Raw genomic sequence first — 23,242 nt, 5'->3', positions numbered from 1 at the left:
GGCCGGTCATGACGACCGGCCCGACACCTGCCAGGAGCCGCCATGGAGACCTTCCTCATCGAGCGCGAGATGCTCTGGGGCGCGTTCACCACGACCCTCACCCTTGCGGCGCTGTCCGGGCTGATCTCCCTCGTCATCGGCACGCTGGTCGCCGGGATGCGGGTCTCCCCGTACAGACCTCTGCGGCTGCTGGCCACCGCGTACACCGAGTTCCTGCGCAACACCCCGCTGACGATAGTCTTCTTCTTCTACGTCTTCGTCACCCCCTCGATCGGCTTCACCTTCAGCTACAAGGTCGCCGCCGTGATCGCGCTGTCCTGCTACACCTCGGCCTTCGTCGCCGAAGCGGTGCGCTCAGGCATCAACTCGGTCGCGGTGGGTCAGGCGGAGGCTGCGCGATCGCTGGGGATGTCCTTCGGGCAGAACCTGTCCATCGTGGTCCTCCCCCAGGCGTTCCGCACGGCGATCCCACCGCTGATCAGTGTGTTCATCGCACTCGTCAAGAACACGTCAGTGGCGGGCGCCTTCAGCGTCTTCGAGCTGTTCGCCATGTCCAAACGCCTGACCAACGTGTATTCGGCGGACGTCATCGCCATCCTGCTGGGCGTGGCCCTGTGCTACCTGATCATCTGCATCCCGCTCGGCCAGCTGGCCGGGCACCTCGAGCGGAAGGTGGCGTTCGCACGATGAGCAGCAGCAGCGGACCCGTCCTCTACGACGTCGCCGGCCCCGAGGAGAGGGCGCGCGAACGGCGCATCTCGCTCGTGCTGACCGTCGTGCTCGTCCTGCTGGGTGGAGCGCTGATCACCCTGCTGGCCCGCAACGGCGCCTTCAACGACCGCTGGCTGGTGCTGGTGGACGTGCCGACGAACTTCGCCGGCTTCGAGACGATCCACGTGTGGCAGGCGATCTTCCGCGGGCTCATGAACACCCTGGTCGCCGCAGTGATCGCGCTGCCGCTGGCCGCGCTGCTCGCGGTGCTGCTGGTGTCCCTGCGTGCCTCGCCGATCGTGCCGGTGCGCTGGCTGGTCACCGGGGTCACCGAGGTCCTGCGCGGGCTGCCGGTGGTGCTGATGATGTTCTTCGGCATCCTGGTGCTGCCCGGGGCGACCCAGCTCACCGCCGTGGTCTTCGGCCTGGTGCTGTACAACGCCGCGGTCTTCGCCGAGATCCTGCGCGCCGGCATCGCCGCGCTGCCCAAGGGGCAGACGGAGGCCGCCTCCTCGCTCGGCATGAGGTCGTTCCTCACCTATCGTGACGTCCAGCTGCCGCAGGCGGTGAGGATGATGATGCCCTCGCTGATCGCGCAGGGCGTCGTGCTGGTCAAGGACTCCTCGCTCGGCTACATCGTCGGCTACGCCGAGCTGCTGCGCAGCGTGAGCCGGGTCGCGGACGCGCTGACCAATGCGCAGTACCTCCTGCCGCTGCTGACCGTCGGCGCGGCGGTGTACATCGCGCTGAACATCAGCCTCTCGCGGCTGGCGGTGTGGGTGCAGCACCGCAGCAGCTTCGCGCGGAAGGCTCCCGCTCGCATCACCGGAGCGCCGCCGATCCCCTGATCGCTCTGACGGGTCGCGTGAGGTCAGCTGCCGCGCACCTCGGCGGCGGAGCGCAGCTCGCTGGAGATCACCTGTACGGCCAGGTCCCCGGGATACCCCTTGCGGGTCAGCAGGGCGTCCAGGCGCCGAGAGAGTCGGCGCCGGTGGCTGCCGTCCCGCTCGCCGCGCAGCCGCTCCCGGTCCCGGTCCCCGATCCGTGAGCGAACAAGGTCCCGGCAGCGCTGCTCCTCGTCGCTCTCTCCGGCGTCGAGCGCTGCCTCGATGAGCTGGTCTGCGACCTGCTTCTTCTCGAGCTCACGACGCAGGGCCTCGTCGCCGAGGGCACGCAGCGCACGGCGCTGCTGGACCCAGTCGCGGGCGAAGGCGGCGTCGTCCAGGAGACCGGCGCGGTCGACACGGGCCATCGCCTCGTGGGCGACGGCGGCGGGCACCTCGCGCTGGGCGAGCCTCTCGCGCAGCTCCCCGCAGGAGCGACGGCGAGAGGCCAGCAGCCGCATGAGGTAGCGGCATTCGTGGACCACCGCCTTCTCCCGCTCAGCACGCTCCGGCGACGGTGCGCTGCGGGGACGCTCCAGGATCGCGCGGGTGCGGCCCTCGAGGCCCTCGCGGAGCCCGACTGCGGCGTCGCTGTCGCGCGGGGTCTTCCCGGGAACGGCGGCGGCGCCGACGGTCTCAGGACCGTCGGCGCCCGCGAGGTGGGACGGCGTCATCACTCAGGGAGGAGTCAGATCGTCGCCGGGACGTCCTCGTCGAGGAACTCGCCCTCGCCGAGGGGCGCCTCGGTCTCCGGCGCGGCCTGCTCCGCGGCGTACTTGCCCACCCCGAGGGTGCGCAGGATCTTCTCCTCGATCTCCGCGGCCAGGTCCGGGTTGTCCTTGAGGAACTGGCGGGAGTTCTCCTTGCCCTGCCCCAGCTGGTCGCCTTCGTAGGTGAACCACGCCCCGGACTTGCGGACCGCGCCGTGCTCGACGCCGAGGTCCAGCAGACCGCCCTCGCGGGAGATGCCCTCGCCGTAGAGGATGTCGAACTCGGCCTGCTTGAAGGGCGGAGCCATCTTGTTCTTGACGACCTTGACACGGGTGCGGTTGCCCACGGAGTCGGTGCCGGACTTGAGGGTCTCGATGCGACGGATGTCCATGCGCACCGAGGCGTAGAACTTCAGCGCCTTGCCGCCGGTGGTGGTCTCGGGGCTGCCGAAGAACACACCGATCTTCTCGCGCAGCTGGTTGATGAAGATCGCGGTGGTGCCGGAGGAGGAGAGCGCCCCGGTGAGCTTGCGCAGCGCCTGCGACATGAGCCGGGCCTGGAGGCCGACGTGGGAATCGCCCATCTCGCCCTCGATCTCGGCCTTGGGCACCAGCGCAGCCACCGAGTCGATCACGACGACGTCCAGCGCGCCCGAGCGGATCAGCATGTCCGTGATCTCGAGGGCCTGCTCGCCGGTGTCCGGCTGGGAGACCAGCAGGGCGTCGGTGTCCACGCCGAGCTTCTTGGCGTACTCCGGGTCCATCGCGTGCTCGGCGTCGATGAAGGCGGCGATGCCGCCGTTGCGCTGGGCATTGGCCACGGCATGCAGCGCCAGGGTGGTCTTGCCCGAGGACTCCGGGCCGTAGATCTCGACGATGCGGCCGCGGGGCAGGCCGCCGATGCCGAGCGCGGCGTCCAGCGCGACCGAGCCGGTGGGGATGACCTCGACCGGCGGGCGGGTGTCGTCCCCCAGCCGCATGATCGATCCCTTGCCGAACTGGCGGTCGATCTGTGCGAGGGCGTTGTCGAGCGAGGAGCCGCGATCCTTCGAGGCTGACTTCGGTGCAGGCATGTGCTTGTTCCTTCCTGAGGGCCGGGCGTGCCGACGTGGTGACCGTTGCGGCCACACTAGGCGCCGACCCCGACATTCGCCGCCGCCCCGCCCTCCGTGTGGATGGAGGGGAACTGGGGAGGAGAGATCGTGCGTGGAGGTGGTGCCGGGGAGTCCGTCAGCGACCACGATACCGAACAGGCGTTCGAACGCGGCGCAGATCGCGGCGTGTCGCGGCGTGTCGTGTCGCGAGGCTCGCGCCGGGTCGCAGGGGGCGTGCCCTGTCGCGGGGGTCGTGACGCGGCAGGCCGTGGCGCAGGGGCCGTGGCACGACCGGGCGGGGCGGGGAGGCGACGAGGCGGTCAGCGCCGGCGCTGCTCGGGCGGGATCTCCCAGCGCGCCGAGTCCGGGACGTCCATCGCCTCGCACAGCGCGTTCCACACCGAGCGCACGGCGACCCCGCGCTCGAGGGCCTCGGCGGCGGTCAGGCCGCCGACCTCCTCGAGCACGAGGTCGTGGGTGTACGTCCGCGCGAGGGAGGGGCCGAACACGTGGTCGGCCAGCTCCGCGAACTCGCTGCGGCGCAACTCAGCGGGCGCCGACCAGCGGCTCGGCGCTGTCGGCGAGTCCCTCGGGAACGGTGTCCGGGATCATCACCTGCTCGGCGATCGCGATCCGGTCGGACACCTCGCGCAGCACGAAGGACAGCGGGAGGCCCAGTGCATCGGTCACCGAGACCAGCAGCTCGCTGGAGGCCTCCTTCTGGCCGCGCTCGATCTCGCTGAGGTAGCCCAGGGACACGCGGGCGTCCGAGGACACCTGGCGCAGCGTGCGGCCCTGGGAGCGGCGCGCGTCGCGCAGCACGTCCCCCAGCTCCTGACGGAACAGGATCATGGACCTGCCTCCCTTCCTGTGACTGCCGGTGAATTCGTGGTGCACCTCTGGGATGCGGTACGTCGATGTCATCACGAACAGATCAACGCGGTGCACCACGGAAGTGTTCCCCAGAGTGTAGTGCGCCACCCCCGAGGGTTCGCTGGACGGTGTGCATGTCGGGACGATGGGGAGGAGGGATCCTCACGAGCGCGCTGAGCTGGGCCGAGCCCTAGACGCCGAGCTCGGCGGCCAGTGCCGCCACCGCTGCCTCGACCGTCAGGGAGCGGATCACCGCTCTTCCGCCGCTGAGACGGAGTTCACGGGTGCTCGTCGGACCGCTCCGCCGGGCGAGGCCCAGGAAGACCGTGCCCTCGGCGATCCCGCGCTCGTCCGGTCCGGGGCCCGCCACACCGGTGGTCGAGACGGCGAGGTCGGCCTCGTACAGGGCGAGAGCCCCCTCGGCCATGGCGGCCGCGACCTGCGAGGTCACGGCGCCGGTGTCGGCGAGCAGCGCGGCGTCGACACCGAGCACCCGGGTCTTCGCGGCGCAGGAGTAGCAGGCCGCGCCCCCGGCGACCACGGCGCTCGCGCCGGGGACGTCCACCAGCCGCGCCACCAGTGCTCCGGCCGTCAGGGACTCGGCCGTCGCGAGCACGATCCCGCGCTCGCGGGCACGGGCGATCACGCGGGCGGGCTCGGCCGCGACCCCGTCGGCAGGAGCCGAGGCGGCGTCAGGAGCGGTCGGGGCAGGGCTCATGCGCCGGCGCCGCCGCCTGCCAGCGCCTCACGCCGGAGCCGCAGCCCGTCCTTGAGGTTGACCAGACCGGACCACACGGTCAGCACCACCGCGAGCAGCACCAGCGCCAGGCCGATCCAGCGGGCCGGGGACCACCACAGCTCGAAGGGGATCAGGCAGAAGGTGATCGCGATGGTCTGGACCATGGTCTTGGCCTTGCCCGCCATGTTCGCCGGCAGCGCCCCGTACTTCAGGATCGTGAAGCGCATGATCGTGATGCCGAACTCGCGCACGAGGATCAGGATCGTCATCCACCACGGCACGTACTCCCACACGGAGAGCATGATCAGTGCGGCCCCGGTCATCGCCTTGTCCGCGATGGGATCGACGATCTTCCCGAAATCCGTGATCAGGTTCCGGCTCCGGGCGAGGTGCCCGTCCAGGAAGTCCGTGAACATCGCGAGCACGAACACGCCGGCCACCAGCAGTCGACCAGGTGTCGTGTCCGGGTACAGGACCGCGAGCACCACCAGCAGCGGCACCATCGCGCAGCGCACCATGGTGAGGACGTTGGCGATGTTCCAGAGCGGGACCTCGTCGGTGCGCGGTGCGGTCATCGGAGCTCCTGGGGGCGAGATGGCTGGTCGGGATGGCGCGGATCAGGCGGATCGGGGCGGACGGCGGGGCCGGCGCCGAGCCGGCCGATGCCGGACCGGCGCGCCGCCGCGCGGTGGAGGGGCGGGACGCTCAACGTCCGGTGAGGCTCCAGGCGTCCTCCCCGTCCTCGTCATCGGCATCGTCGTAGTAGTCGACCGCCCCTGCGGAGCCGTCGTCGGCCAGCGGGTCGCTGCCGTAGCGGTCCGGGCCGTCGTCGGTGTCCGCCGGCTCCGCCGTCTCGGGCTCGAGGTCCACGGCCTGGTCGGCGCCGTAGGGCTCCTCGCCCTCGGCGGAGGGCGCGTCCTCGCCGCGGATGCGGGCGATCGCGGTCGCCAGCTCGTCGGGATGGACCAGCACGTCGCGGGCCTTGGACCCCTCGGAGGGGCCCACGATCTCGCGGGACTCCAGCAGGTCCATCAGCCGGCCGGCCTTGGCGAAGCCCACGCGCAGCTTGCGCTGCAGCATCGAGGTGGATCCGAACTGAGTGGTGACCACCAGCTCCGCCGCCTGCAGCAGCACGTCGAGGTCATCGCCGATGTCCTCGTCGATCTGCTTCTTCTCGGCGACGACCTGGACGTCCTCGCGGTAGTTCGGCTTCATCTGCGACTTCACGTGGTCGACGACCTTGTGGATCTCCGACTCGTTGACCCAGGCGCCCTGCACACGCATCGGCTTCGCCTTGCCCATCGGATGGAACAGGGCGTCGCCCTGGCCGATGAGCTTCTCCGCGCCCACGGAGTCGAGGATGACCCGCGAATCCTGCAGCGAGGAGGTGGAGAAGGCCAGACGGCTGGGCACGTTGGCCTTGATGATGCCGGTGACCACGTCGACGGACGGGCGCTGCGTGGCCAGGATCAGGTGGATGCCGGCAGCGCGCGCCAGCTGGGTGATGCGCTGGATCGAGGACTCCACGTCCCGCGGGGCGACCATCATGAGATCCGCCAGCTCGTCGACCACGACCAGCAGGTACGGGTACGGGGCGAGGCGGCGCTCGCTGCCCGCGGGCACCTTCACCTCCCCGGCCCGGACGGCCTTGTTGAAGTCGTCGACGTGCTTGAACCCGAAGGCGGCGAGGTCGTCGTAGCGGGCGTCCATCTCCTTGACGACCCACTCGAGGGCCTCGGCGGCCTTCTTGGGGTTGGTGATGATCGGGGTGATCAGGTGGGGGATCCCCTCGTAGAGGGTGAGCTCCACGCGCTTGGGATCGACCAGCACCATGCGCACCTCCTCCGGGGTGGCGCGCATCAGGATCGAGGTGATCATCGAGTTCACGAAGACCGACTTGCCGGCGCCGGTGGCGCCCGCCACCAGCAGGTGCGGCATCTTGGCGAGGTTGGCCACGACGTAGCCGCCCTCGACGTCCTTGCCCACGCCCATCACCAGGGGGTGCTCATTGCGTCGGGCCACGGAGCTGCGCAGCACGTCGCCGAGGACCACGGTCTCGCGGTCGGTGTTCGGGATCTCGATCCCGATGGCCTTCTTGCCGGGGATCGGCGAGAGGATGCGCACGTCGGAGCTGGCCACGGCATAGGAGATGTTCTTGTCCAGCGCCGTGACCTTCTCGACCTTGGTGCCGGGCGCCAGCTCGACCTCGTACCGGGTGACCGTCGGGCCGCGCGAGAAGCCGACCACCTCGGCGTTGACGTTGAACTGCTCGAAGACCTCGCCGAGCGCCTCGACCACACGGTCGTTGGCCTCGGAGCGGGTCTTGTGCGGCGGCCCCTCCAGCAGGAAGGACGACTCCGGCAGCGTGTAGACGACGTCACCGGCGAGCTCGAGCTGCTCCCCGGCCCGGGGCAGGTCGCCCATCGGGGGCGGGACCAGCTCGGCCTTCTCCTCGGCCTTCGTCGCGGCCTTCTCCTCGGACCTCCGGGCCGGGACCGGTGCCGCGGCGGCCGCGGCCGCCTTGCTCCGATCGGAGCGGGGCGCGGCCTCGCCCGTCGCCGCGGTGGGCATCGGCGTGGTGGGCCGCGGATCCCCTGCCGCTCCCCCGCCGGGGAAGGTCTTGGCGCGGTGGTTCTCGTCCTCGACCCCGTCCAGCGCGGCGTCCGCATCGGCCGTCCCGCCGCGCCGGGTGCCGGAGCGGCGGCGCTTCCGCGTCGCGGGAGCGTCGGCGCGCTCCTCCGCGACGCCCTGCTCGAAGGCTTCGTCGCCGACGTAGCCGAAGCTCTCGTGGTCACGCGCGGCGGCCTCGTCCGCGGCCTTCTCCCTGCGGCTGCGGCGGCGGCTCCGAGCAGGCTGGAGCTCGGTGGCCTGATCGTGCACGGCCGGGTCGACGCGACGAGGACGCAGGCCGAAGGCCACGCGCTCCTCGTCCTCCTCCTCGCTGCGGCCGACCATGACCTCGTACACCCCTCGCAGGCGCGAGGGGATCGACTCGACCGGGGTGGCGGTGAGCACCAGCACGCCGAGGGCGATCAGGGCGGAGTGGATGACGACCACCGCCACCGGGGGCAGCAGTGCCTCCAGCGGCGCCGCGGCCAGATAGCCGAGCACACCGCCGCCGCGGGCCAGCGCGTCGATGCCGTCGGCCGGGGCGGGCAGCCGCGCGGAGACCGAGGCGATCGCCGAGATCGCGGTGAGCAGGAGGGCGATGCCGATCACGATCCGGGTGTTGGCCCGCACCTGGTCGGGGCGGCGGAACATGCGCATCGCCCAGCCGGCCGCCAGCAGCGGGATCACCATGGAGGAGATGCCGAAGGTGCCGGCCACCACGGTGTGCACCGCGCCGAGCACGGGACCGGCGGACTGCCACCACTCCACGACCGCGACCAGCGCCGCGATCATGAGCAGGAACAGCGCGTAGCCGTCGCGACGCTGCTCGGGCGCCACCTCCCAGCGCTGCACGCCGATCGAGCGGACCATGCCGCCGACCATGCGGGCGATCGAGAGATAGCCGGAGCGCACTGCGCGCACCGGCAGAGGGAGCGTCGAGGGGTCGTTCGCCCCGGAGCCGGTGGTGCGCGACGAGCCGGCAGCAGCGGTCCGGGAGGATCCTTTCGACGCACGTGCGGGGGAAGACGTACGTGTCGCCATGGCCCCGATGGTACATTCCGGGCCGCTCCGAGCCCGGGAGGCGGCGCTCACGGCCCCGTCACACCGGGACGCTCCGGGGGCCGGAGCGGGCGAAGGACCCTCGAACGGCCGGGGCCCCTGGAACGGTCGGGGCCCCGGGACAGGCCGGGGAGGGGATCAGGACTCGATGACGATGGGGATGATCATCGGGCGACGACGCAGCCGCCGGGAGACGTAGCGACCCACCACGCGGCGCATGACCTGCTGCAGCTGATAGGTGTCGCGTCGGTCGGGCCGGTCGGCGACAGCCTGCTCGAGCGCCGTGACGATCTCGGGGCGGATCTGTTCGAACACCTGGTCGTCCTCCGCCACGCCGCGGGCGTGGATCTCGGGACCGGCGATCAGCGCACCGGTCTCGGAGCTCACCACGGCGAACAGGGAGATGAATCCCTCGTCGCCGAGGATGCGGCGGTCCTTGAGGTCCGCCTCGGAGATCTCCCCGACGCTGGCGCCGTCCACGTAGACGTAGCCGTTGGGCACCGCGCCGACGGTGGTGGCCACCCCGTCCCTGAGGTCGATCACGTGGCCGTCCTCCGCCAGCACGATCCGCTCCCGCGGAACGCCCGTGGACTCCGCGATCCGACCGTTGGCGATCAGGTGGCGCACCTCGCCGTGGATCGGCAGGACGTTCCTCGGGCGCACGATGTTGTAGCAGTACAGCAGCTCGCCCGCGCTGGCATGGCCCGAGGTGTGCACGGTGGCGCTGCCCTTGTGGATCACCTCCGCGCCGAGCGCCATCAGGCCGTTGACCACGCGGAACACCGCGTTCTCGTTGCCGGGGATGAGGGAGGAGGCCAGGATGACCACGTCGCCCGGGCCCACGCTGACCCGGTGGTCGCGCTGGGCGATCCGCCCCAGCGCCGCCATCGGCTCGCCCTGACTGCCGGTGCACATCAGCACCACCTGCTCCTCGGGGAGTCCGTCGATCCGCTTGACGTCGACGAGGGTGTCCTCCGGGACGTCCAGGTAGCCCATCTCCGCGGCGATGCCCATGTTGCGCACCATCGAACGGCCCACGAAGGCGACCTTGCGCCCGTGCGCGGCGGCGGAGTCGAGCACCTGCTGGACGCGGTGCACGTGGCTGGAGAAGGACGCGACCACGATCTTCTGCCTCGCCCGCGCGAAGATCGCGTCCAGGGTGGGGCCGATCTCCTTCTCGGCGACGGTGAAGCCGGGCACCTCGGCATTGGTGGAGTCCGTCATGAACAGGTCCACCCCCGCCTCGCCCAGCCGGGCGAAGGCGCGCAGGTCGGTGATCCGGCCGTCCAGGGGCAGCTGGTCCATCTTGAAGTCGCCGGTGTGCAGGACCGTGCCGGCCGGTGTGGTCACGTGCACCGCGAGGGCATCCGGAATGGAGTGGTTGACCGCCACGAACTCGCAGTCGAAGGGGCCGAGGCTCTCTGTCTGCCCTTCCTCGACCACTTGGGTGATCGGCCGGATGCGGTGCTCCCTGAGCTTCGCCTCGAGGAAGGCGAGAGTGAGGCGGCTGCCCACCAGTGGGATGTCGGGCTTCTGCCGCAGCAGGTAGGGCACCGCGCCGATGTGGTCCTCGTGGCCGTGGGTGAGCACGATCGCCGCGACGTCGTCGAGCCGGTCGGCGATGACGGCGAAGTCCGGCAGGATCAGGTCGACCCCGGGCTGGGTCTCCTCGGGGAACAGCACCCCGCAGTCGATGATCAGCAGCCGCCCCTCGAACTCGAGGACCGTCATGTTGCGGCCGACGTCACCGAGACCGCCCAGCGGGATCACGCGCAACGTGCCCGGGCCGAGCTGCGGGGGCGGATCGGGCCGCTCGCTGAGGACGGGGGACATCGGGACCTCCGGGCCGGGTCAGAGGAGGCCGGCGGCATCCAGCGCGGCGGAGAGCATCCGCAGCTGGTCGGCGTCGGCGGGGACGTGGGGTCCGCGCATCACGGCATGGGGCAGGACGCCCTGGAGGTGGAGCGCGGCCTTCGCCGCCACCGCCCCCGGCATCCGGGACATGATCGCCTCGACCACCGGCGCCAGCTGCCGGTGCGCCTCGAGCGCGGCGGGGAGATCCGAGCGGTCGGTCGCCTCGACCATCAGCTTCTCGAGGTCGCCGGCGACCTGCCCCACCACGGAGACCAGGCCGGAGGCGCCGATCGAGAGCCAGGGCAGGTTCAGTCCGTCCTCGCCCGAGTAGTAGACGAGATCGGTCTGCGCCATGATCAGGCTCGCCTGCTGGAGGTCGGCCTTGGCGTCCTTGACGGCACGGATCCGCGGGTTCTCCCCGAGCCGCAGCAGCGTCTCTGTGCTCAGCGGCGTCCCGGTGCGCCCGGGGATGTCGTAGAGCATCACCGGGAGCTCGGTCGCGTCGGCGACCGCCGTGGTGTGCGCGACGACCCCGGCCTGACTGGGCTTGGAGTAGTACGGGGTCACGACCAGCAGGCCGTCGACCCCGAGCTCGGCGTGCTCGCGCGCGAGGTCGATGGAGTGGGCGGTGTCGTAGGTGCCGACCCCGGCGACCACGGTCGCCTCCGAGCCGACGGCGTCGAGCACGGCGCGGGTGAGAGCGAGCTTCTCGACGTCGGTGAGGGTCGGGGCCTCCCCGGTGGTGCCGGAGACGACGATCATGTCGTTCCCGTGCTCCACCACATGAGCGGCCAGCCTCTGGGCGGCGTCGAGATCCACCCCGTGCCCGTCCTCGGTGAGCGGGGTGACCATCGCGGTCCCCACCGCGCCGAACGGCCGCGCGGGGCGCTGGTCGGTGCTGGTCATGATCTCCTCCCGGAAAAGTCCTGCTGCCTGGAGCCTAGTCCAGGCCGGCGCCGGCTCAGCGCTGTGACGCGATGCCGAGATCGACGAGGATCGCGAGCGGGGTGCGCTGGCGCCCCTGGCCCAGCGGATTGTCCGCGAAGGTCGCCTCGAGGTTCTCGTGCGGGGTCGCGACGTCGGACCCCAGCACGTTGCGGCCGATGTCGTTGGCGTCCATCACCACGGTGCCCACGAAGCTGTCGCGGAGCCAGGTCGGGATGTCCGCGCCGCGGATCGCGGCGGAGATCCGCGCGGAGACGGCGTCCGGATCCTTCGGGGGCAGCTTCGCGGAGACGTTCGAGGGGAAGGCGGAATAGGGCGTGGGCCCGTCGATCGCCCGCACGTTCGCGCCGACGACCTCGTAGAACAGTCCCTTGCGACCGATGGCCTTGCCGGCGGCGCCCGCGGCGGAGGCGGCGAGCACGCGAGGCAGGCCGACCTCGCGGATCGCGAGCTCCATGGTGGTGGGATCGCCCAGGCCGATGCCCGCGGGGGTGCGGCTGACGAAGCGGCTGAGCACCTTCGCGGAGCGGCGGGGGCGGATCTCCCAGGTGTACCAGGAGCGTCCCTGGGTGATCGCGACGATCTTCTCGCTGATCACGAAGTACCAGGGCGCGCCGTCCGGGACCAGGTCGCCCGGCAGGCCCGCGGCGAAGCTCTCGACGCGCTCGCGGACCAGCGACTCGACGTCGTCCTCCCGGCTGACCAGGGCGGTCTGCAGCGGCAGGCGGCGCCAGGTGCGGGAGTCGACGGCGGAGACCAGGTCGAGCTCCTTCTCGGGGTTGGCGACGTAGTCGCTCTTGGCCGCCTCGGCGGGCTCCACGGCCGGGACGGCGCGCGGTGCGTCCGGCGCCGGGGCGGGGGACGTCGCGGCCTCGTCCGCCGAGCCGCCGAGCGCACGGACCGCGCCCTCGGCGTCGTCGAAGAAGGTGCGCATCCACAGCTCGACGTTCAGCAGGCGCCAGAACATGAGCGTCCCGTGGTTCTCGGGGTGCGCGATGTAGTCGTCGAACAGCGCGAGCACGCTCGGGGCGTCGAAGAAGGGGCGCGAGGCGAAGGACTCCGAGGCGAACACCTCCCGCAGCTGCGGGGCGATCGAGCGGAACCACTCCCCCTCCGGGGTGGTGAACCCGATCTTGTTGCGCCGCTGGGAGATCATGTCGGGCAGGATCCCGTCCATGGACTCGCGCAGGATCCGCTTGTTCCAGCCGTCGTGGATGATCGCGGACTCGTCGAGGGAGAACAGGAACTTCAGCAGCTCCTTGTCGACGAACGGGACACGGCCCTCGATGCTGAAGCGCATCGTGTTCTTGTCCTCGTAGCGCAGCAGCGAGGGCAGCGAGGCGCGGAAGGTGTCCTCGAGCAGGCGCTCCTTGAGATCGTCCTGGACCGAGCTGACCTTCTCACCGCTGTGATCGGCCACGAAGCCCGAGTTCAGCAGCGCCTCGATCGGCACCGAGGTGCGGCCGGAGAACTTGGTGCGGGCGAGCTTGCGGAGGATGTCGCGGGAGCCGGCGATCTCGCTCGCGAGCTCCTTGAACCGCTTCTGGCGGCGCAGCTGACGCAGGTAGACGTAGAAGTAGGGGTTGTAGCCCGCCATCATCTCGTCGGCGCCCTGGCCGTCCAGCAGCACCGTGACGTGGTCGCTGGCCTCGCGCATCACCGCGTACTGCGCGTAGGGGCCGGTGGAGATGATCGGCTCCTCCTGGGTGCGCACGAAGTCGTGCAGGTCCTCCAGGAAGGCGTCGGGGCGGGGACGGATCTTGTGAGAGGTGATCTGGCCGCGGTAGTCGTCCAGCAGCGCGTCGACGTAGCGCTCCTCGTCGTTGGAGGAGTTGGGGAACACGGCCGAGAAGGTGTTCTGCCGGGAGCCGACAGCGCTGTAGCCCTCGTCGCCGGGCTGCTCGCGCAGCTGGCGGGCGATGACCGCGGCCACCGCGGAGGAGTCGAGGCCGCCGGACAGCGAGGTGCCGACGGGGACCTCGGACTGCAGGCGCAGTCGCACCGACTCCTGGAAGCGCTCACGGTACTCGTCCACGACCGACTGGTCGTAGGCGCGGCTGGGACGGGCCGCGATCTCTCGCAGCTCCTCCTGGAGGCGGGTGAAGGAGGTGACCTCGGTGCCGTCGGGACGGATCTCGAGCACCTCTCCCGACATCAGCCGGCTGACCCCGGCGAAGAAGGTCTGCGAGTCGTCGTCCTGGATGCGGAACTTCAGGTAGCGGTAGACGGCGCGGTGGTCCGGCGCGGCCTCGAACACGCGAGCGGCCAGCAGCGAGCGGACCTCGGAGCCGAACACGACCCGCGGGGCGCCCTCGCCCGCGGCGGGGTCGATCCAGTAGTAGAGCGGCTTGATGCCGAAGTGGTCCCGGGCGATGGTGACGGTGCCGGTCTCGGCGTCGTGGATCGCGAAGGCGAACATGCCGTTGAAGCGGTCGTAGGCCGCAGTGCCCCATTCCGCGTGCGCCTCGAGCAGCACCTCGGTGTCCGAGTCCGTGCGGAAGCTGTGCCCGAGCTCCTCGAGCTCCGCCCGCAGCTCGAGGTAGTTGTAGGTCTCGCCGTTGTAGACGATCGTGTAGCGGCCGTCCGCCGTGGTCATGGGCTGTGCGCCGTGCTCACGGTCGATGATGGCCAGCCGGCGGTGGGCGAGTCCGGTCTCGCCGTCGGCGAAGAGACCCTCGCCGTCGGGACCGCGGTGGGCCAGTGCGCTGCTCATCCGGCGGGCGATGCCCTCGGTGTCAGCGCCGAATCCGTAGGTGCCGGCGATTCCGCACATGGGACGGGTCCTTTCGAGGGGGTCGACTGCGTTCCGCAGCCCGGAGGCTCGTCCCGGGGCGGTGGGGCGTGGGACACGCCTCCGACGGCTCCGGGTGCGCGGGCGGACCGGGTTCGGCCGCCTGAGCCTATCAACGGGGCGAGGCGCCCCGAGGCAGGCGCGACGTGAGATTCAGCGGCCCCGGCGGGAGAGCACGAGATCCTCGCCGTCGACGCCGATCTCGAGGTCGTCCAGCGACGTGACCAGCGCTCCCGCGAGCGGCGCGAGGTCCCCGGCGGCGGTGGTGCTGGTCACGGCGACGGTGCCGGCACCGGCGCTCGTGCCCGAGCGCAGACCCCCGAGGGAGTCCTCGACGACGATGCAGTCCGTGATCGGTCGACCCAGCCGCTCGGCGCCGAGCAGGTAGGCCTCCGGGTCCGGCTTGCCGCGACGGACCTGGTCGGCCGTGACCATGCCGGCGGGAACGGCGAGACCGGTGCGCGACCAACGGGCCTCGAACAGCTCCCGGGTGCAGGAGGTGACGATCGTCCAGGTGGGACGTCCCAGCTGTGCGGCGGCCTCGTCGAGCTCGCGCAGGAACCGTTCAGTGCCCGGCAGCACCACGATCCCCTCGAGGTCGGAGATCTCGAGCTCCTCGATGCGCCGATGGGCCGCGTCGAGCCGGGAGTCGTCGAGCTCGGGCAGGAGCTCGGCGAGCACCTGACGGGCGGGCCTGCCGTGCTGCTCCGGGCCGAACTCGAGGTCCGTGCCGAGCTCGCCCAGCAGCTGGTTCCAGGATCTCTCGACCGCCGGTCCCGAGTCGATGAGGGTGCCGTCCATGTCGAGCAGCAGCGCGTCGGCGCGCGCCGGCAGGGGCAGCTCCGGGGCCAGGGCGGGAGCGGGGTCCGAAGCAGCGGTCATGGTTCCAGAATCTCATATCCCCCGCGGACCGGTGCACCGCATCCGTGCAGGTGATCGTAGAGTGTCGAGCATCATGAGCACCGCGTCACCGACGGCCCCCGGCCCGCGCCCCACGGCCGAGCGACGGGTGCGCACGATCCGGCGGACCGGGCTCTCCATCGGCGTCGCCACCGGTCTGTACGGAATCTCCTTCGGCGCTCTGGCGACCGCCTCGGGGCTCGACGTGTGGCAGGCGATGGTGCTCTCCGCGGTGATGTTCACCGGCGGCAGCCAGTTCGCCTTCATCGGTGTGGTCGGAGGCGGCGGCTCGGCGCTCGGCGCGGCGCTCGCCTCGGTCCTGCTGGGGATCCGCAACACCCTGTACGGCCTGATCCTCGCCCCCTCCCTGCCGCGCGGCGGACTGCGCGGGTTCGCCCGGGCGCAGCTGACGATCGACGAGTCCGCGGCGCTGGCGGCCTCCGGCACCACGACCGAGGAGAAGCGCGCCGGGTTCTGGGCCGCCGGCGTCTGGGTGTACGTCTTCTGGAACCTGTTCTCCCTGGTGGGCGCGCTGGCCGGCCAGTTCGTCGCCGATCCTGCGGCGTGGGGCCTGGATGCCGCTGCGGCCGCCGCCTTCCTCGCCCTGCTGTGGCCGCGTCTGCGCAGCGGGGAGGCGGTCGCGATCGCGGTGGCCGCCGCCCTCGTGGCCCTGGTCACGGCCCCGTCGCTCCCGCCGGGCCTGCCGGTGCTGGCCGCTGCCGCGGTGGCGGTGGTCGCAGGTCTGCTGCCCTCCCGGCACCGGCCCGTCCACGGCTCGGGCCCTCGGACGGGGGACGCGCGCGGCGCCGAGGAGGAGGGACCCCGATGAGCCTGCTGTGGATCGCGGTGATCGCCGCGTCGGTGCTGTCCTTCGGCCAGAAGTGGCTGGGCTATCAGGCCCCTCCGGACGTGCTCGAGCGGCCGCGGGTCTCCCGGATCACGACCCTTCTGCCCATCGCGCTGCTGGGGGCGCTGGTGGCCGCGCAGACCGCGACCAGCGGTGCCCAGATCGTGCTGGACGCCCGGCTCGCCGGCCTCGCCGCGGCGATGGTGCTCCTCGCGCTGCGCGCTCCGTTCCTCGTGGTCGTGATCGCGGCCGCCGCGGTCGCGGCAGGGCTGCGGGCGCTGGGCTGGGCCTGAGTCGCCGCTCACGGTGACGGGACGCGCGGGGACCGGGGCTCTCGTAGAACCGGGGCTCTCGTGGAGGTGAGCGGCCCTCGCCCCGCGACGCTCAGCCCCGCGCGGCGTCGATCGCCCTCCTGGTGGCCATGCGCGCCCCCTTGCGGTCGCGCAGCGCGTCGTAGGCGAGCGCGAGCCGGAACCAGGCGCGCCATTCGCTCCCGGCACCGTCCTCGAGCGCGGTGCGGGCGGCCTCGAACTCCTCGCGGGGATCCCCGTCGATCGCCCCGGGCGGCGGCTCGTACCGTCCTGCCAACCGCCCGGCGGAGAGACCGAACAGCACCTCGCGCCAGGTCACCCACACGGTGAGCACGAGCAGGATCGCGATGCCGAGGGCCATGCCGTACCCCAGCGCGGACCCGGCACGGACGAAGCCCCAGGCGATCCAGCCCAGGCCCCAGGCGTACGCCGCGGTGACCAGGACCAGGACGGTGACGAGGATTCTGTCCTTCATGTGCGCGGGACCCGTCTCAGCCGAGATCCATGTAGCCGTCCAGGCCCACGGTGAGGCCCGGGTGCGCGGCGACCTCGCGCACGCCCAGCAGCACGCCGGGCATGAAGCTGATGCGGTCGAAGGAATCGTGGCGGAGCACGAACTGCTCCCCCACCCCGCCGAACTGGACCACCTCGTGGGCGACCAGGCCGCGCTGGCGCACGGCGTGGACGTGGATGCCGTCGACCACGGCGCCGCGGGCGCCGTCGGGGTCCTTCTCGGTCGCGTCCGGCACCTCGCCGAGCCCCGCGGCGGCGCGGCCGCGGGCGATCGCCGACGCCGTGTGGCGGGCGGTGCCGGAGGGGGCGTCGAGCTTGTTCTCGTGGTGCATCTCGATGATCTCGGCGCTGTCGTAATAACGCGCCGCGACCTCGGCGAAGCGCATCGCGAGCACCGCGCCGATCGCGAAGTTCGGCGCGATCAGCACGCCCACGCCCGGTGCCCCGTCCAGCCGTGCGCGCAGCCTCTCGAGCCCGTCCTCGGTCCAGCCGGTGGTGCCGACCACCGCATGGATGCCGTGCTCGACGAGCCATCCGACGTTCTGGGCGGTCGCGGAGGGGACGGTGAGATCGATCGCGACCTCGGCACCGGCCTCGGCGACCGCGTCCAGGGAGTCACCGCGGCCGATGCCCGCGACCAGTTCGAGATCGGGGGCCTCGTCGACGGCGCGGCAGGCGGCGGCGCCCATGCGTCCGGAGGCCCCGAGCACGGCGACGCGGGTGGGGCGGGACGGGGTCTGGTCCATGGGGATCTCCTCGGAGGTCGACGGCGGGGGTGGTGCGGGAAGGGGTCGAGCAGGTGGTCAGCGCTCGCGCGCTCAGCCCTCGGGACCGACCTCGACCCGGCTGCTGAAGGAGTCTGCCAGGCGAGCGGCGAGGTGGCGCACGTCGCGGACGTCGACCGCGCCGATCCGCTCGAGGGTCTCGTCGACGCTGGTGTAGCGGCCGTGGACGAGCTCGATGGTGCCCAGGCGGCCCATCCGCGAGCTGGTGTCCTCGAGCCCCAGGGCGAAGGAGCCGGTGATCTGTCCCTTGGCACGGGAGAGCTCGAGCTCGTCGATGCCCTCGGCGCCCATCCGCGCCAGCTCCTCGGCGAGCAGCTCGACCACCTGGGTGGTGCGCCCGGGCCGGCAGGCGGCGTACATCCCGAACAGGCCCGCATCGCGGTACCCGGCGCTGAAGGAGTACACCGAGTAGGCCAGGCCCCGCTGTTCGCGGATGTTCTGGAACAGTCGCGAGGACATCCCGCCGCCGAGCACGGACATCAGCACCGAGAGGGCGTGGCGGTCCTCGCTGAGTGCGGTGAGTCCGCGGCCGCCGAGGTAGATGTGGTTCTGCTCGGTGGGCCGCAGGAGACGGTGCGGGGCGAGCGCGGCGACGTCGCCGGGGGCGCCGGCAGCCGTCGCGCCCGCCGTCTCGCGCGATCGGTGCGAGGGCAGCGCTCCCTGCCTCAGGGACCACCCGCCGCGCGCCAGACCGGCCTGCAGCAGGCCCGACAGCTCCTCGTGGTCGATGTCGCCGACGGCGGTGACCACCAGGTTGTCCGGGCGGTAGTGCTCGCCGTAGTGCGCCCGCACGTCCGCGATGTCCAGCGCGTCCACGCTTGCGGCGGTCCCGCCGACGGGCCGGCCGAGCGCCGTGTCGGGCCCCAGCACGTCCGCGAGGAAGGTCTCGTAGCCGATGTCGTTCGGGTCGTCCTCGGCCATCGCGAGCTCCTCGAGGATGACCTCGCGCTCGGTGGCCAGGGCGTCCTGCTCGAGCACGCTCGCGGTGATCATGTCGGTGAGGACGTCCACCGCCATCGGCACGTCGGCCGAGCGGACCCGACCGTAGTAGAGCGTGTGCTCCTTGGCGGTGACGGCGTTGGAGTCGCCGCCCACCTCGTCGAAGGCGGCGGCGATGTCCATCGCGCTGCGCCGGCGGGTGCCCTTGAACAGCAGGTGCTCGAGCGCGTGGGTCGAGCCCGCATGGGCCGGTGCCTCGTCGCGGGAGCCCACCGGGAGCCACAGTCCGATGCTGGCGCTGCGCACGCTGCGGTCGGTCTGGGTGAGCAGGCGGACTCCTCCGGGAAGGATGCTGCGCCGCACGCCGGTGGCGGCGTCCAGCATCACGTCGGAGGCGGGATCGTCGTAGACAAGGTCGAGAGGCATCGATCGATTGTTCCACGCTCCGGCCCGTGCGCGGTCGTGCGCTGCGCCACCTCCGCCCTCCGGGCACGGACGCGACGGGGAGGCACCCTCGCGGATGCCTCCCCGTCACGTCGCGCCGGCCGGAGCCGACGGGTGGATCACACCGCGGCGTCGGCCTCGGAGGAGGCGGACTCCTCGGAGCCCTCCTCGTCCTCGATCACGCCGAGGGAGATCTTGCCGCGGGCGTCGATCTCCCGGATCTCGACCTCGATCTTCTGACCGACCTTGGCGACGTCCTCGACGTTCTCGACCCGCTTGCCGCCGTTGAGCTTGCGCAGCTGGGTGACGTGGAGCAGACCGTCCTTGCCCGGGGTCAGCGAGACGAAGGCGCCGAAGTCGACCACGCGCACGACGGTGCCGAGGTAGCGCTCGCCGACCTCGGGGACCATCGGGTTGGCGATCGCGTTGACCGCGGAGCGCGCGGCCTCCGCCGAGGGGCCGTCGGTGGCGCCGATGTACACGGTGCCGTCGTCCTCGATGGTGATGTCCGCACCGGTGTCGTCCTGGATCTGGTTGATCATCTGGCCCTTCGGGCCGATGACCGCGCCGATCTTGTCGACCGGGACGGTGACCGCGAGGACGCGCGGGGCGTAGGGGCTCATCTCGTCGGGGGCGTCGATCGCCTCGCCGAGCACGCCCAGGATCGCGAGGCGGGCCTCGTGGGCCTGGGACAGCGCACCGGTGAGCACGGAGGCGGGGAGGCCGTCGAGCTTGGTGTCGAGCTGGATCGCGGTGACGAACTCGGAGGTTCCGGCGACCTTGAAGTCCATGTCGCCGAAGGCGTCCTCGGCACCGAGGATGTCGGTGAGGGCCGCATAGCGGGTCTCACCGTCGACGGTGTCGGAGATCAGTCCCATGGCGATGCCCGCCACCGGGGCGCGCAGCGGCACACCGGCGTTCAGCAGCGACAGGGTCGAGGCGCAGACCGAGCCCATCGAGGTGGAGCCGTTGGAGCCGAGGGCCTCGGAGACCTGCCGGATCGCGTAGGGGAACTCCTCGCGGCCGGGCAGGACGGGCGTGATCGCGCGCTCGGCGAGCATGCCGTGGCCGATCTCGCGCCGCTTTGGGGAGCCGACGCGACCGGTCTCGCCGGTGGAGTACGGCGGGAAGTTGTAGTGATGGACGTAGCGCTTGCGCTCGACCGGCCCGAGGGAGTCGATCTGCTGCTCCATCTTGAGCATGTTCAGCGTGGAGACGCCCAGGATCTGGGTCTCGCCGCGCTGGAACAGGGCGGAGCCGTGGACCCGCGGGAGCACCTCGACCTCGGCGGAGAGCGCACGGATGTCGCGCAGTCCACGGCCGTCGATGCGGACGCCCTCGGTGAGGACCTTCTTGCGCACGACCTGCTTGGTCAGAGAGCGGAACGCCCCGGAGACCTCCTTCTCGCGGCCCTCGAGCTGCGCACCCTCGGCGGAGAGCTCCTCGGTGACCTCGGCGAGCAGCTGCTCGGTGCGCTCCTCGCGCTCGGTCTTGGCGGCGATGGACATGACCTCGGCGAGACGGTCGGCCGCGGCGGACTCGACGATGCCGTAGGCGTCCTCCTGGTAGTCCAGGAACAGCGGGAACTCGCGCACCGGCTTGGCGGCCTTGTCGGCCAGCTCCTGCTGGGCGACGCAGAGGCTGCGGATGAACACCTTCGCGGCCTCGAGGCCCTCGGCGACCACGGACTCGGTCGGGGCGATCGCGCCCTGCTCCTTGATGAGGGTCCAGGCGTTGTCGGTGGCCTCGGCCTCGACCATCATGATCGCGACGTCCTGGTTCCCCGCCTCGTCCTCCACGATGCGGCCGGCGACGACCATCGAGAAGACGGCCTCGTCGAGCTGGGAGAAGGTCGGGAACGCGACCCACTGGCCGCCGCCCTGGGCGTCGGGCATGAGGGCGATGCGCACACCGCCGACGGGGCCGGAGAAGGGCAGTCCGGAGATCTGGGTGGAGGCGGAGGCGCCGTTGATGCCGACGACGTCGTAGGCGTCGTCCGGCCCGCAGGCCATGACGGTCAGGACGACCTGGACCTCGTTGCGCAGGCCCTTGACGAAGGCCGGGCGCAACGGGCGGTCGGTGAGACGGCACGCGAGGACGGCGTCGGTGCCGGGACGGCCCTCACGACGGAAGAACGAGCCGGGGATGCGACCCGCGGCGTACATCCGCTCCTCGACGTCGATGGTGAGCGGGAAGAAGTCGAAGTGGTCCTTCGGCTTGTTCGACACGGCGGTCGCCGAGAACACCATGGTGTCGTCGTCGAGGTAGACGGCGACGGCGCCGGCGGCCTGCTGGGCGAGACGCCCGGTCTCGAAGCGGACCTCGCGACGGCCGTAGGAGCCGTTGTCGATGACTGCGGTGGTGGCGGTGATGTCAGGGCCTTCCATGGCCATGTGTATCTCCTTGAGTGAAGGGGTGCCCTGCCGGCGCGGCCTTCGTCAGTCATCCGCGGCGGGCGGAGGACTCCGGAGCTCCGGGTCTCTGTCTCCGTCTCCGCAGATCACTGCCGAGGACCGAACCTGGTCGGGGCGGGGGACGAGGGCGCCCGTCGCGATGATCGCGACGGGCACATGAAACCGCCGCCCGCCCTCAGGGGCGAGCGGCGGCGAGGATCACCGGCGGAGGCCGAGACGCTTGATCAGCGAACGGTACCGCTCGATGTCGACGCTCTGCAGGTACTGCAGGAGGCGCTTGCGCTGACCGACCAGCAGCATCAGACCACGACGCGTGTGGTGGTCGTGCTTGTGGGTCTTGAGGTGCTCGGTCAGGTAGGTGATGCGGTGGGTCAGGAGCGCGACCTGGACCTCGGGCGAACCGGTATCGCCCTCGCCGGTCGCGTACTCCGAGATGATCGCCTGCTTGGTGGCGGTGTCGAAGGCCATGTGGTTCTCCTTGGGTCGTTGCGCGGCGCTCCGGGACCTGATGTCCGGGCTCTGGGACGAGCGGGCCCCGAGCGCACGAGCCCGAGGGCAGGTGCTGCGAGATGGGGTGGGATCGCTCTCCGCGGCCGATGTGACGGCCCCGGAAGGATATCAGTCGGCGCTCTCGCGACGGGAGGTCTCCGCGGCGAGAGTGCGACGGGTCACCTCGACGTCCCTGGCCATCTGCTCGACCAGCGCCTCGACGGAGTCGAACTTCAGCGTGGGGCGCTGGTACTCGACGAACTCGAGACGCACGGTGTCCCCGTAGAGATCCAGGTCGTGGGCGCCGTGGACGTAGGCCTCGACGGTGCGCTCGGGCGCGCCGTCGGGCTCGAAGGTGGGGTTGGTGCCGATCGAGATGGTGGCGGGCGCCCCGGCCAGGGGGGTGACGCCGAGGTGCGCGGGTGCCTGTTCGGTGACGGTGAGGAAGCCGGCGTAGACGCCGTCGGCGGGGATCAGCCCGGCCGGGTGCGGGCCCAGGTTCGCCGTCGGGAAGCCGAGCTCGCGACCGCGCCGGAAGCCGTGGTGCACGACGTCGGTGACCGTGTGGAGCCGACCCAGCGCCTCGTTCGCGACCCGCACCTCGCCCTCGAGCAGGTCGCGGCGGATGCCGGAGGAGGAGATGCGGCCGCTCCCGGTGCCCTCGGGGCCGAGCTCGTCGACCGTGACCACCTCGAATCCCAGCGACTCGCCGAGAGAGCGCATGGTGCGGATGTCGCCGGAGTTGGCGCGGCCGAACAGTGCGTCCTCCCCCAGCACGATGCACTCGGCCCCCAGACCCTCGACCAGGAAGATCCGCACGAAGTCCTCGGGCGAGTGCTGGGCGAAGTCGAGGGTGAACTCGAGATCGAGCACCCCGTGCATCCCGGCCAGCAGGAGCAGCCGGTCGCGGTCCTCGTGGCCGGTCAGCAGCGGTGTCCGGGCGGGGTCGCCCATCACGTGGCGCGGATGCGGCCAGAAGGTGAGGGCGACGGGGGCGAGCGAGCGGGCGTCCGCGTGGCGGCGGAGCTGGTCCAGCACGAAGCGGTGTCCGCGGTGGACCCCGTCGTAGTTGCCGATCGAGACCGCGGTCGCACCGAGATCGGCGGGCACCTCCTGCACGGAGTGCCAGATGGGGACGCGGGTCACGACGCGGTCAGGTCCTTCCGGGGCGGGGTGCGCTCGCACCGTGGGGCAGGGTGCTCGCACCGAGAGGCTGGGTGCGCACCGAGGGGCAGGGTGCGCGCCGAGGGCGGGCGCCGGAGTGCGGCGCGGCGTCGGGAACGCCGGTGCACACTGTAGCGCTCGGCGAGGAGGTCGCGAGGACGTCGCC

Annotated in this window: 21 protein-coding genes; 4 read left to right on the top strand and 17 right to left on the bottom strand. The window is 71.5% G+C overall.

Translation table 11 applies throughout. The features are described 5' to 3' along the window. Positions 1-42: 42 nt before the first annotated feature. Both ACT3SP_RS07550 and ACT3SP_RS07545 read left to right on the top strand, forming a co-directional pair. Entirely contained in the window at positions 43-690 is a 648-nt protein-coding gene (locus ACT3SP_RS07550; RefSeq protein WP_444586648.1) for an amino acid ABC transporter permease, read from the top strand. Further along, on the top strand, positions 687-1,559 hold the full coding sequence (locus ACT3SP_RS07545; RefSeq protein WP_444586647.1) for an amino acid ABC transporter permease: 873 nt from the start codon (positions 687-689) through the stop codon (positions 1,557-1,559). The genes ACT3SP_RS07550 and ACT3SP_RS07545 overlap by 4 nt, the downstream gene beginning before the upstream one ends. 23 nt (positions 1,560-1,582) lie before the next feature. Here ACT3SP_RS07545 and ACT3SP_RS07540 read toward each other — a convergent pair whose 3' ends face one another. The 11 genes from ACT3SP_RS07540 to ACT3SP_RS07490 all read right to left on the bottom strand — a co-directional run bounded on the left by ACT3SP_RS07540 (position 1,583) and on the right by ACT3SP_RS07490 (position 15,152). Next, on the bottom strand, positions 1,583-2,269 hold the full coding sequence (locus ACT3SP_RS07540; RefSeq protein WP_444586646.1) for a regulatory protein RecX: 687 nt from the start codon (positions 2,267-2,269) through the stop codon (positions 1,583-1,585). Positions 2,270-2,283: 14 nt separating this feature from the next. Then, a complete protein-coding gene (recA, locus tag ACT3SP_RS07535) occupies positions 2,284-3,378 on the bottom strand; it encodes a recombinase RecA (RefSeq protein ID WP_444586645.1) in 1,095 nt (364 codons plus the stop codon). Between the two features lie 341 nt (positions 3,379-3,719). Continuing rightward, positions 3,720-3,944 carry a DUF3046 domain-containing protein gene (locus ACT3SP_RS07530; RefSeq protein ID WP_444586644.1) on the bottom strand — a complete coding sequence of 75 codons (225 nt, stop codon included), beginning with the start codon at positions 3,942-3,944 and terminating at the stop codon, positions 3,720-3,722. 1 nt (position 3,945) lies between these two features. Beyond that, positions 3,946-4,251: a helix-turn-helix domain-containing protein gene (locus ACT3SP_RS07525; RefSeq protein ID WP_444586643.1), complete on the bottom strand. Its 306-nt coding sequence runs from the start codon at positions 4,249-4,251 to the stop codon at positions 3,946-3,948. Positions 4,252-4,462: 211 nt separating this feature from the next. Continuing rightward, entirely contained in the window at positions 4,463-4,990 is a 528-nt protein-coding gene (locus tag ACT3SP_RS07520) for a nicotinamide-nucleotide amidohydrolase family protein (RefSeq protein ID WP_444586642.1), read from the bottom strand. After that, positions 4,987-5,586 carry a CDP-diacylglycerol--glycerol-3-phosphate 3-phosphatidyltransferase gene (pgsA, locus tag ACT3SP_RS07515; RefSeq protein ID WP_444586641.1) on the bottom strand — a complete coding sequence of 200 codons (600 nt, stop codon included), beginning with the start codon at positions 5,584-5,586 and terminating at the stop codon, positions 4,987-4,989. Before pgsA ends, ACT3SP_RS07520 begins: the two co-directional genes overlap by 4 nt. Before the next feature lie 130 nt (positions 5,587-5,716). Beyond that, a complete protein-coding gene (locus tag ACT3SP_RS07510) occupies positions 5,717-8,662 on the bottom strand; it encodes a DNA translocase FtsK 4TM domain-containing protein (protein WP_444586640.1) in 2,946 nt (981 codons plus the stop codon). A gap of 156 nt (positions 8,663-8,818) precedes the next feature. After that, the gene (locus tag ACT3SP_RS07505) at positions 8,819-10,513 is read right to left on the bottom strand and encodes a ribonuclease J (protein WP_444586639.1); all 1,695 of its coding nucleotides are present in this window, start codon (positions 10,511-10,513) and stop codon (positions 8,819-8,821) included. Positions 10,514-10,531: 18 nt separating this feature from the next. After that, positions 10,532-11,440 carry a 4-hydroxy-tetrahydrodipicolinate synthase gene (dapA, locus tag ACT3SP_RS07500; protein ID WP_444586638.1) on the bottom strand — a complete coding sequence of 303 codons (909 nt, stop codon included), beginning with the start codon at positions 11,438-11,440 and terminating at the stop codon, positions 10,532-10,534. Positions 11,441-11,495: 55 nt separating this feature from the next. After that, positions 11,496-14,252, bottom strand: coding sequence for an asparagine synthase (glutamine-hydrolyzing) (gene asnB / locus ACT3SP_RS07495; RefSeq protein WP_444586637.1), 2,757 nt, complete (start codon positions 14,250-14,252; stop codon positions 11,496-11,498). Between the two features lie 171 nt (positions 14,253-14,423). Then, entirely contained in the window at positions 14,424-15,152 is a 729-nt protein-coding gene (locus ACT3SP_RS07490) for an HAD-IA family hydrolase (protein ID WP_444586636.1), read from the bottom strand. Positions 15,153-15,225: 73 nt separating this feature from the next. Here ACT3SP_RS07490 and ACT3SP_RS07485 point away from each other — a divergent pair, with 73 nt between their 5' ends. Together ACT3SP_RS07485 and ACT3SP_RS07480 are read left to right on the top strand one after the other, a co-directional pair. Beyond that, a complete protein-coding gene (locus ACT3SP_RS07485; RefSeq protein ID WP_444586635.1) occupies positions 15,226-15,999 on the top strand; it encodes an AzlC family ABC transporter permease in 774 nt (257 codons plus the stop codon). Further along, a complete protein-coding gene (locus ACT3SP_RS07480; protein ID WP_444586634.1) occupies positions 15,996-16,310 on the top strand; it encodes an AzlD domain-containing protein in 315 nt (104 codons plus the stop codon). Before ACT3SP_RS07485 ends, ACT3SP_RS07480 begins: the two co-directional genes overlap by 4 nt. Before the next feature lie 91 nt (positions 16,311-16,401). Here ACT3SP_RS07480 and ACT3SP_RS07475 read toward each other — a convergent pair whose 3' ends face one another. The 6 genes from ACT3SP_RS07475 to ACT3SP_RS07450 all read right to left on the bottom strand — a co-directional run bounded on the left by ACT3SP_RS07475 (position 16,402) and on the right by ACT3SP_RS07450 (position 23,058). After that, positions 16,402-16,803, bottom strand: coding sequence for a hypothetical protein (locus ACT3SP_RS07475; RefSeq protein ID WP_444586633.1), 402 nt, complete (start codon positions 16,801-16,803; stop codon positions 16,402-16,404). Positions 16,804-16,819: 16 nt separating this feature from the next. Further along, positions 16,820-17,587 (bottom strand): 4-hydroxy-tetrahydrodipicolinate reductase, encoded by a 768-nt coding sequence (gene dapB / locus ACT3SP_RS07470; protein ID WP_444586632.1) that lies wholly within the window; start codon positions 17,585-17,587, stop codon positions 16,820-16,822. 72 nt (positions 17,588-17,659) lie between these two features. Then, complete coding sequence (locus ACT3SP_RS07465; RefSeq protein WP_444586631.1) at positions 17,660-18,991, bottom strand: M16 family metallopeptidase; 1,332 nt, start codon at positions 18,989-18,991, stop codon at positions 17,660-17,662. Positions 18,992-19,128: 137 nt separating this feature from the next. Further along, positions 19,129-21,396 carry a polyribonucleotide nucleotidyltransferase gene (locus ACT3SP_RS07460; RefSeq protein WP_444586699.1) on the bottom strand — a complete coding sequence of 756 codons (2,268 nt, stop codon included), beginning with the start codon at positions 21,394-21,396 and terminating at the stop codon, positions 19,129-19,131. A gap of 225 nt (positions 21,397-21,621) precedes the next feature. After that, positions 21,622-21,891 carry a 30S ribosomal protein S15 gene (gene rpsO / locus ACT3SP_RS07455; RefSeq protein WP_444586630.1) on the bottom strand — a complete coding sequence of 90 codons (270 nt, stop codon included), beginning with the start codon at positions 21,889-21,891 and terminating at the stop codon, positions 21,622-21,624. Between the two features lie 150 nt (positions 21,892-22,041). Beyond that, entirely contained in the window at positions 22,042-23,058 is a 1,017-nt protein-coding gene (locus ACT3SP_RS07450) for a bifunctional riboflavin kinase/FAD synthetase (protein WP_444586629.1), read from the bottom strand. Between the last annotated feature and the right edge of the window lie 184 nt (positions 23,059-23,242).

Origin of the sequence: Brachybacterium sp. AOP43-C2-M15, from assembly GCF_052446295.1 — a bacterium.
Classification (GTDB): domain Bacteria; phylum Actinomycetota; class Actinomycetes; order Actinomycetales; family Dermabacteraceae; genus Brachybacterium.
This window is presented reverse-complemented; position numbering and strand designations above follow the sequence as displayed.

Excerpts from the sequence above, each read along its gene's own strand:
- ACT3SP_RS07550 (WP_444586648.1), top strand. The coding sequence starts at position 43 with ATGGAGACCTTCCTCATCGAGCGCGAGATGCTCTGGGGCGCGTTCACC.
- ACT3SP_RS07545 (WP_444586647.1), top strand. The coding sequence starts at position 687 with ATGAGCAGCAGCAGCGGACCCGTCCTCTACGACGTCGCCGGCCCCGAG.
- ACT3SP_RS07540 (WP_444586646.1), bottom strand. The coding sequence starts at position 2,269 with ATGACGCCGTCCCACCTCGCGGGCGCCGACGGTCCTGAGACCGTCGGC.
- recA (WP_444586645.1), bottom strand. The coding sequence starts at position 3,378 with ATGCCTGCACCGAAGTCAGCCTCGAAGGATCGCGGCTCCTCGCTCGAC.
- ACT3SP_RS07525 (WP_444586643.1), bottom strand. The coding sequence starts at position 4,251 with ATGATCCTGTTCCGTCAGGAGCTGGGGGACGTGCTGCGCGACGCGCGC.
- ACT3SP_RS07520 (WP_444586642.1), bottom strand. The coding sequence starts at position 4,990 with ATGAGCCCTGCCCCGACCGCTCCTGACGCCGCCTCGGCTCCTGCCGAC.
- pgsA (WP_444586641.1), bottom strand. The coding sequence starts at position 5,586 with ATGACCGCACCGCGCACCGACGAGGTCCCGCTCTGGAACATCGCCAAC.
- ACT3SP_RS07510 (WP_444586640.1), bottom strand. The coding sequence starts at position 8,662 with ATGGCGACACGTACGTCTTCCCCCGCACGTGCGTCGAAAGGATCCTCC.
- ACT3SP_RS07505 (WP_444586639.1), bottom strand. The coding sequence starts at position 10,513 with ATGTCCCCCGTCCTCAGCGAGCGGCCCGATCCGCCCCCGCAGCTCGGC.
- dapA (WP_444586638.1), bottom strand. The coding sequence starts at position 11,440 with ATGACCAGCACCGACCAGCGCCCCGCGCGGCCGTTCGGCGCGGTGGGG.
- asnB (WP_444586637.1), bottom strand. The coding sequence starts at position 14,252 with ATGTGCGGAATCGCCGGCACCTACGGATTCGGCGCTGACACCGAGGGC.
- ACT3SP_RS07490 (WP_444586636.1), bottom strand. The coding sequence starts at position 15,152 with ATGACCGCTGCTTCGGACCCCGCTCCCGCCCTGGCCCCGGAGCTGCCC.
- ACT3SP_RS07485 (WP_444586635.1), top strand. The coding sequence starts at position 15,226 with ATGAGCACCGCGTCACCGACGGCCCCCGGCCCGCGCCCCACGGCCGAG.
- ACT3SP_RS07480 (WP_444586634.1), top strand. The coding sequence starts at position 15,996 with ATGAGCCTGCTGTGGATCGCGGTGATCGCCGCGTCGGTGCTGTCCTTC.
- ACT3SP_RS07475 (WP_444586633.1), bottom strand. The coding sequence starts at position 16,803 with ATGAAGGACAGAATCCTCGTCACCGTCCTGGTCCTGGTCACCGCGGCG.
- dapB (WP_444586632.1), bottom strand. The coding sequence starts at position 17,587 with ATGGACCAGACCCCGTCCCGCCCCACCCGCGTCGCCGTGCTCGGGGCC.
- ACT3SP_RS07465 (WP_444586631.1), bottom strand. The coding sequence starts at position 18,991 with ATGCCTCTCGACCTTGTCTACGACGATCCCGCCTCCGACGTGATGCTG.
- ACT3SP_RS07460 (WP_444586699.1), bottom strand. The coding sequence starts at position 21,396 with ATGGAAGGCCCTGACATCACCGCCACCACCGCAGTCATCGACAACGGC.
- rpsO (WP_444586630.1), bottom strand. The coding sequence starts at position 21,891 with ATGGCCTTCGACACCGCCACCAAGCAGGCGATCATCTCGGAGTACGCG.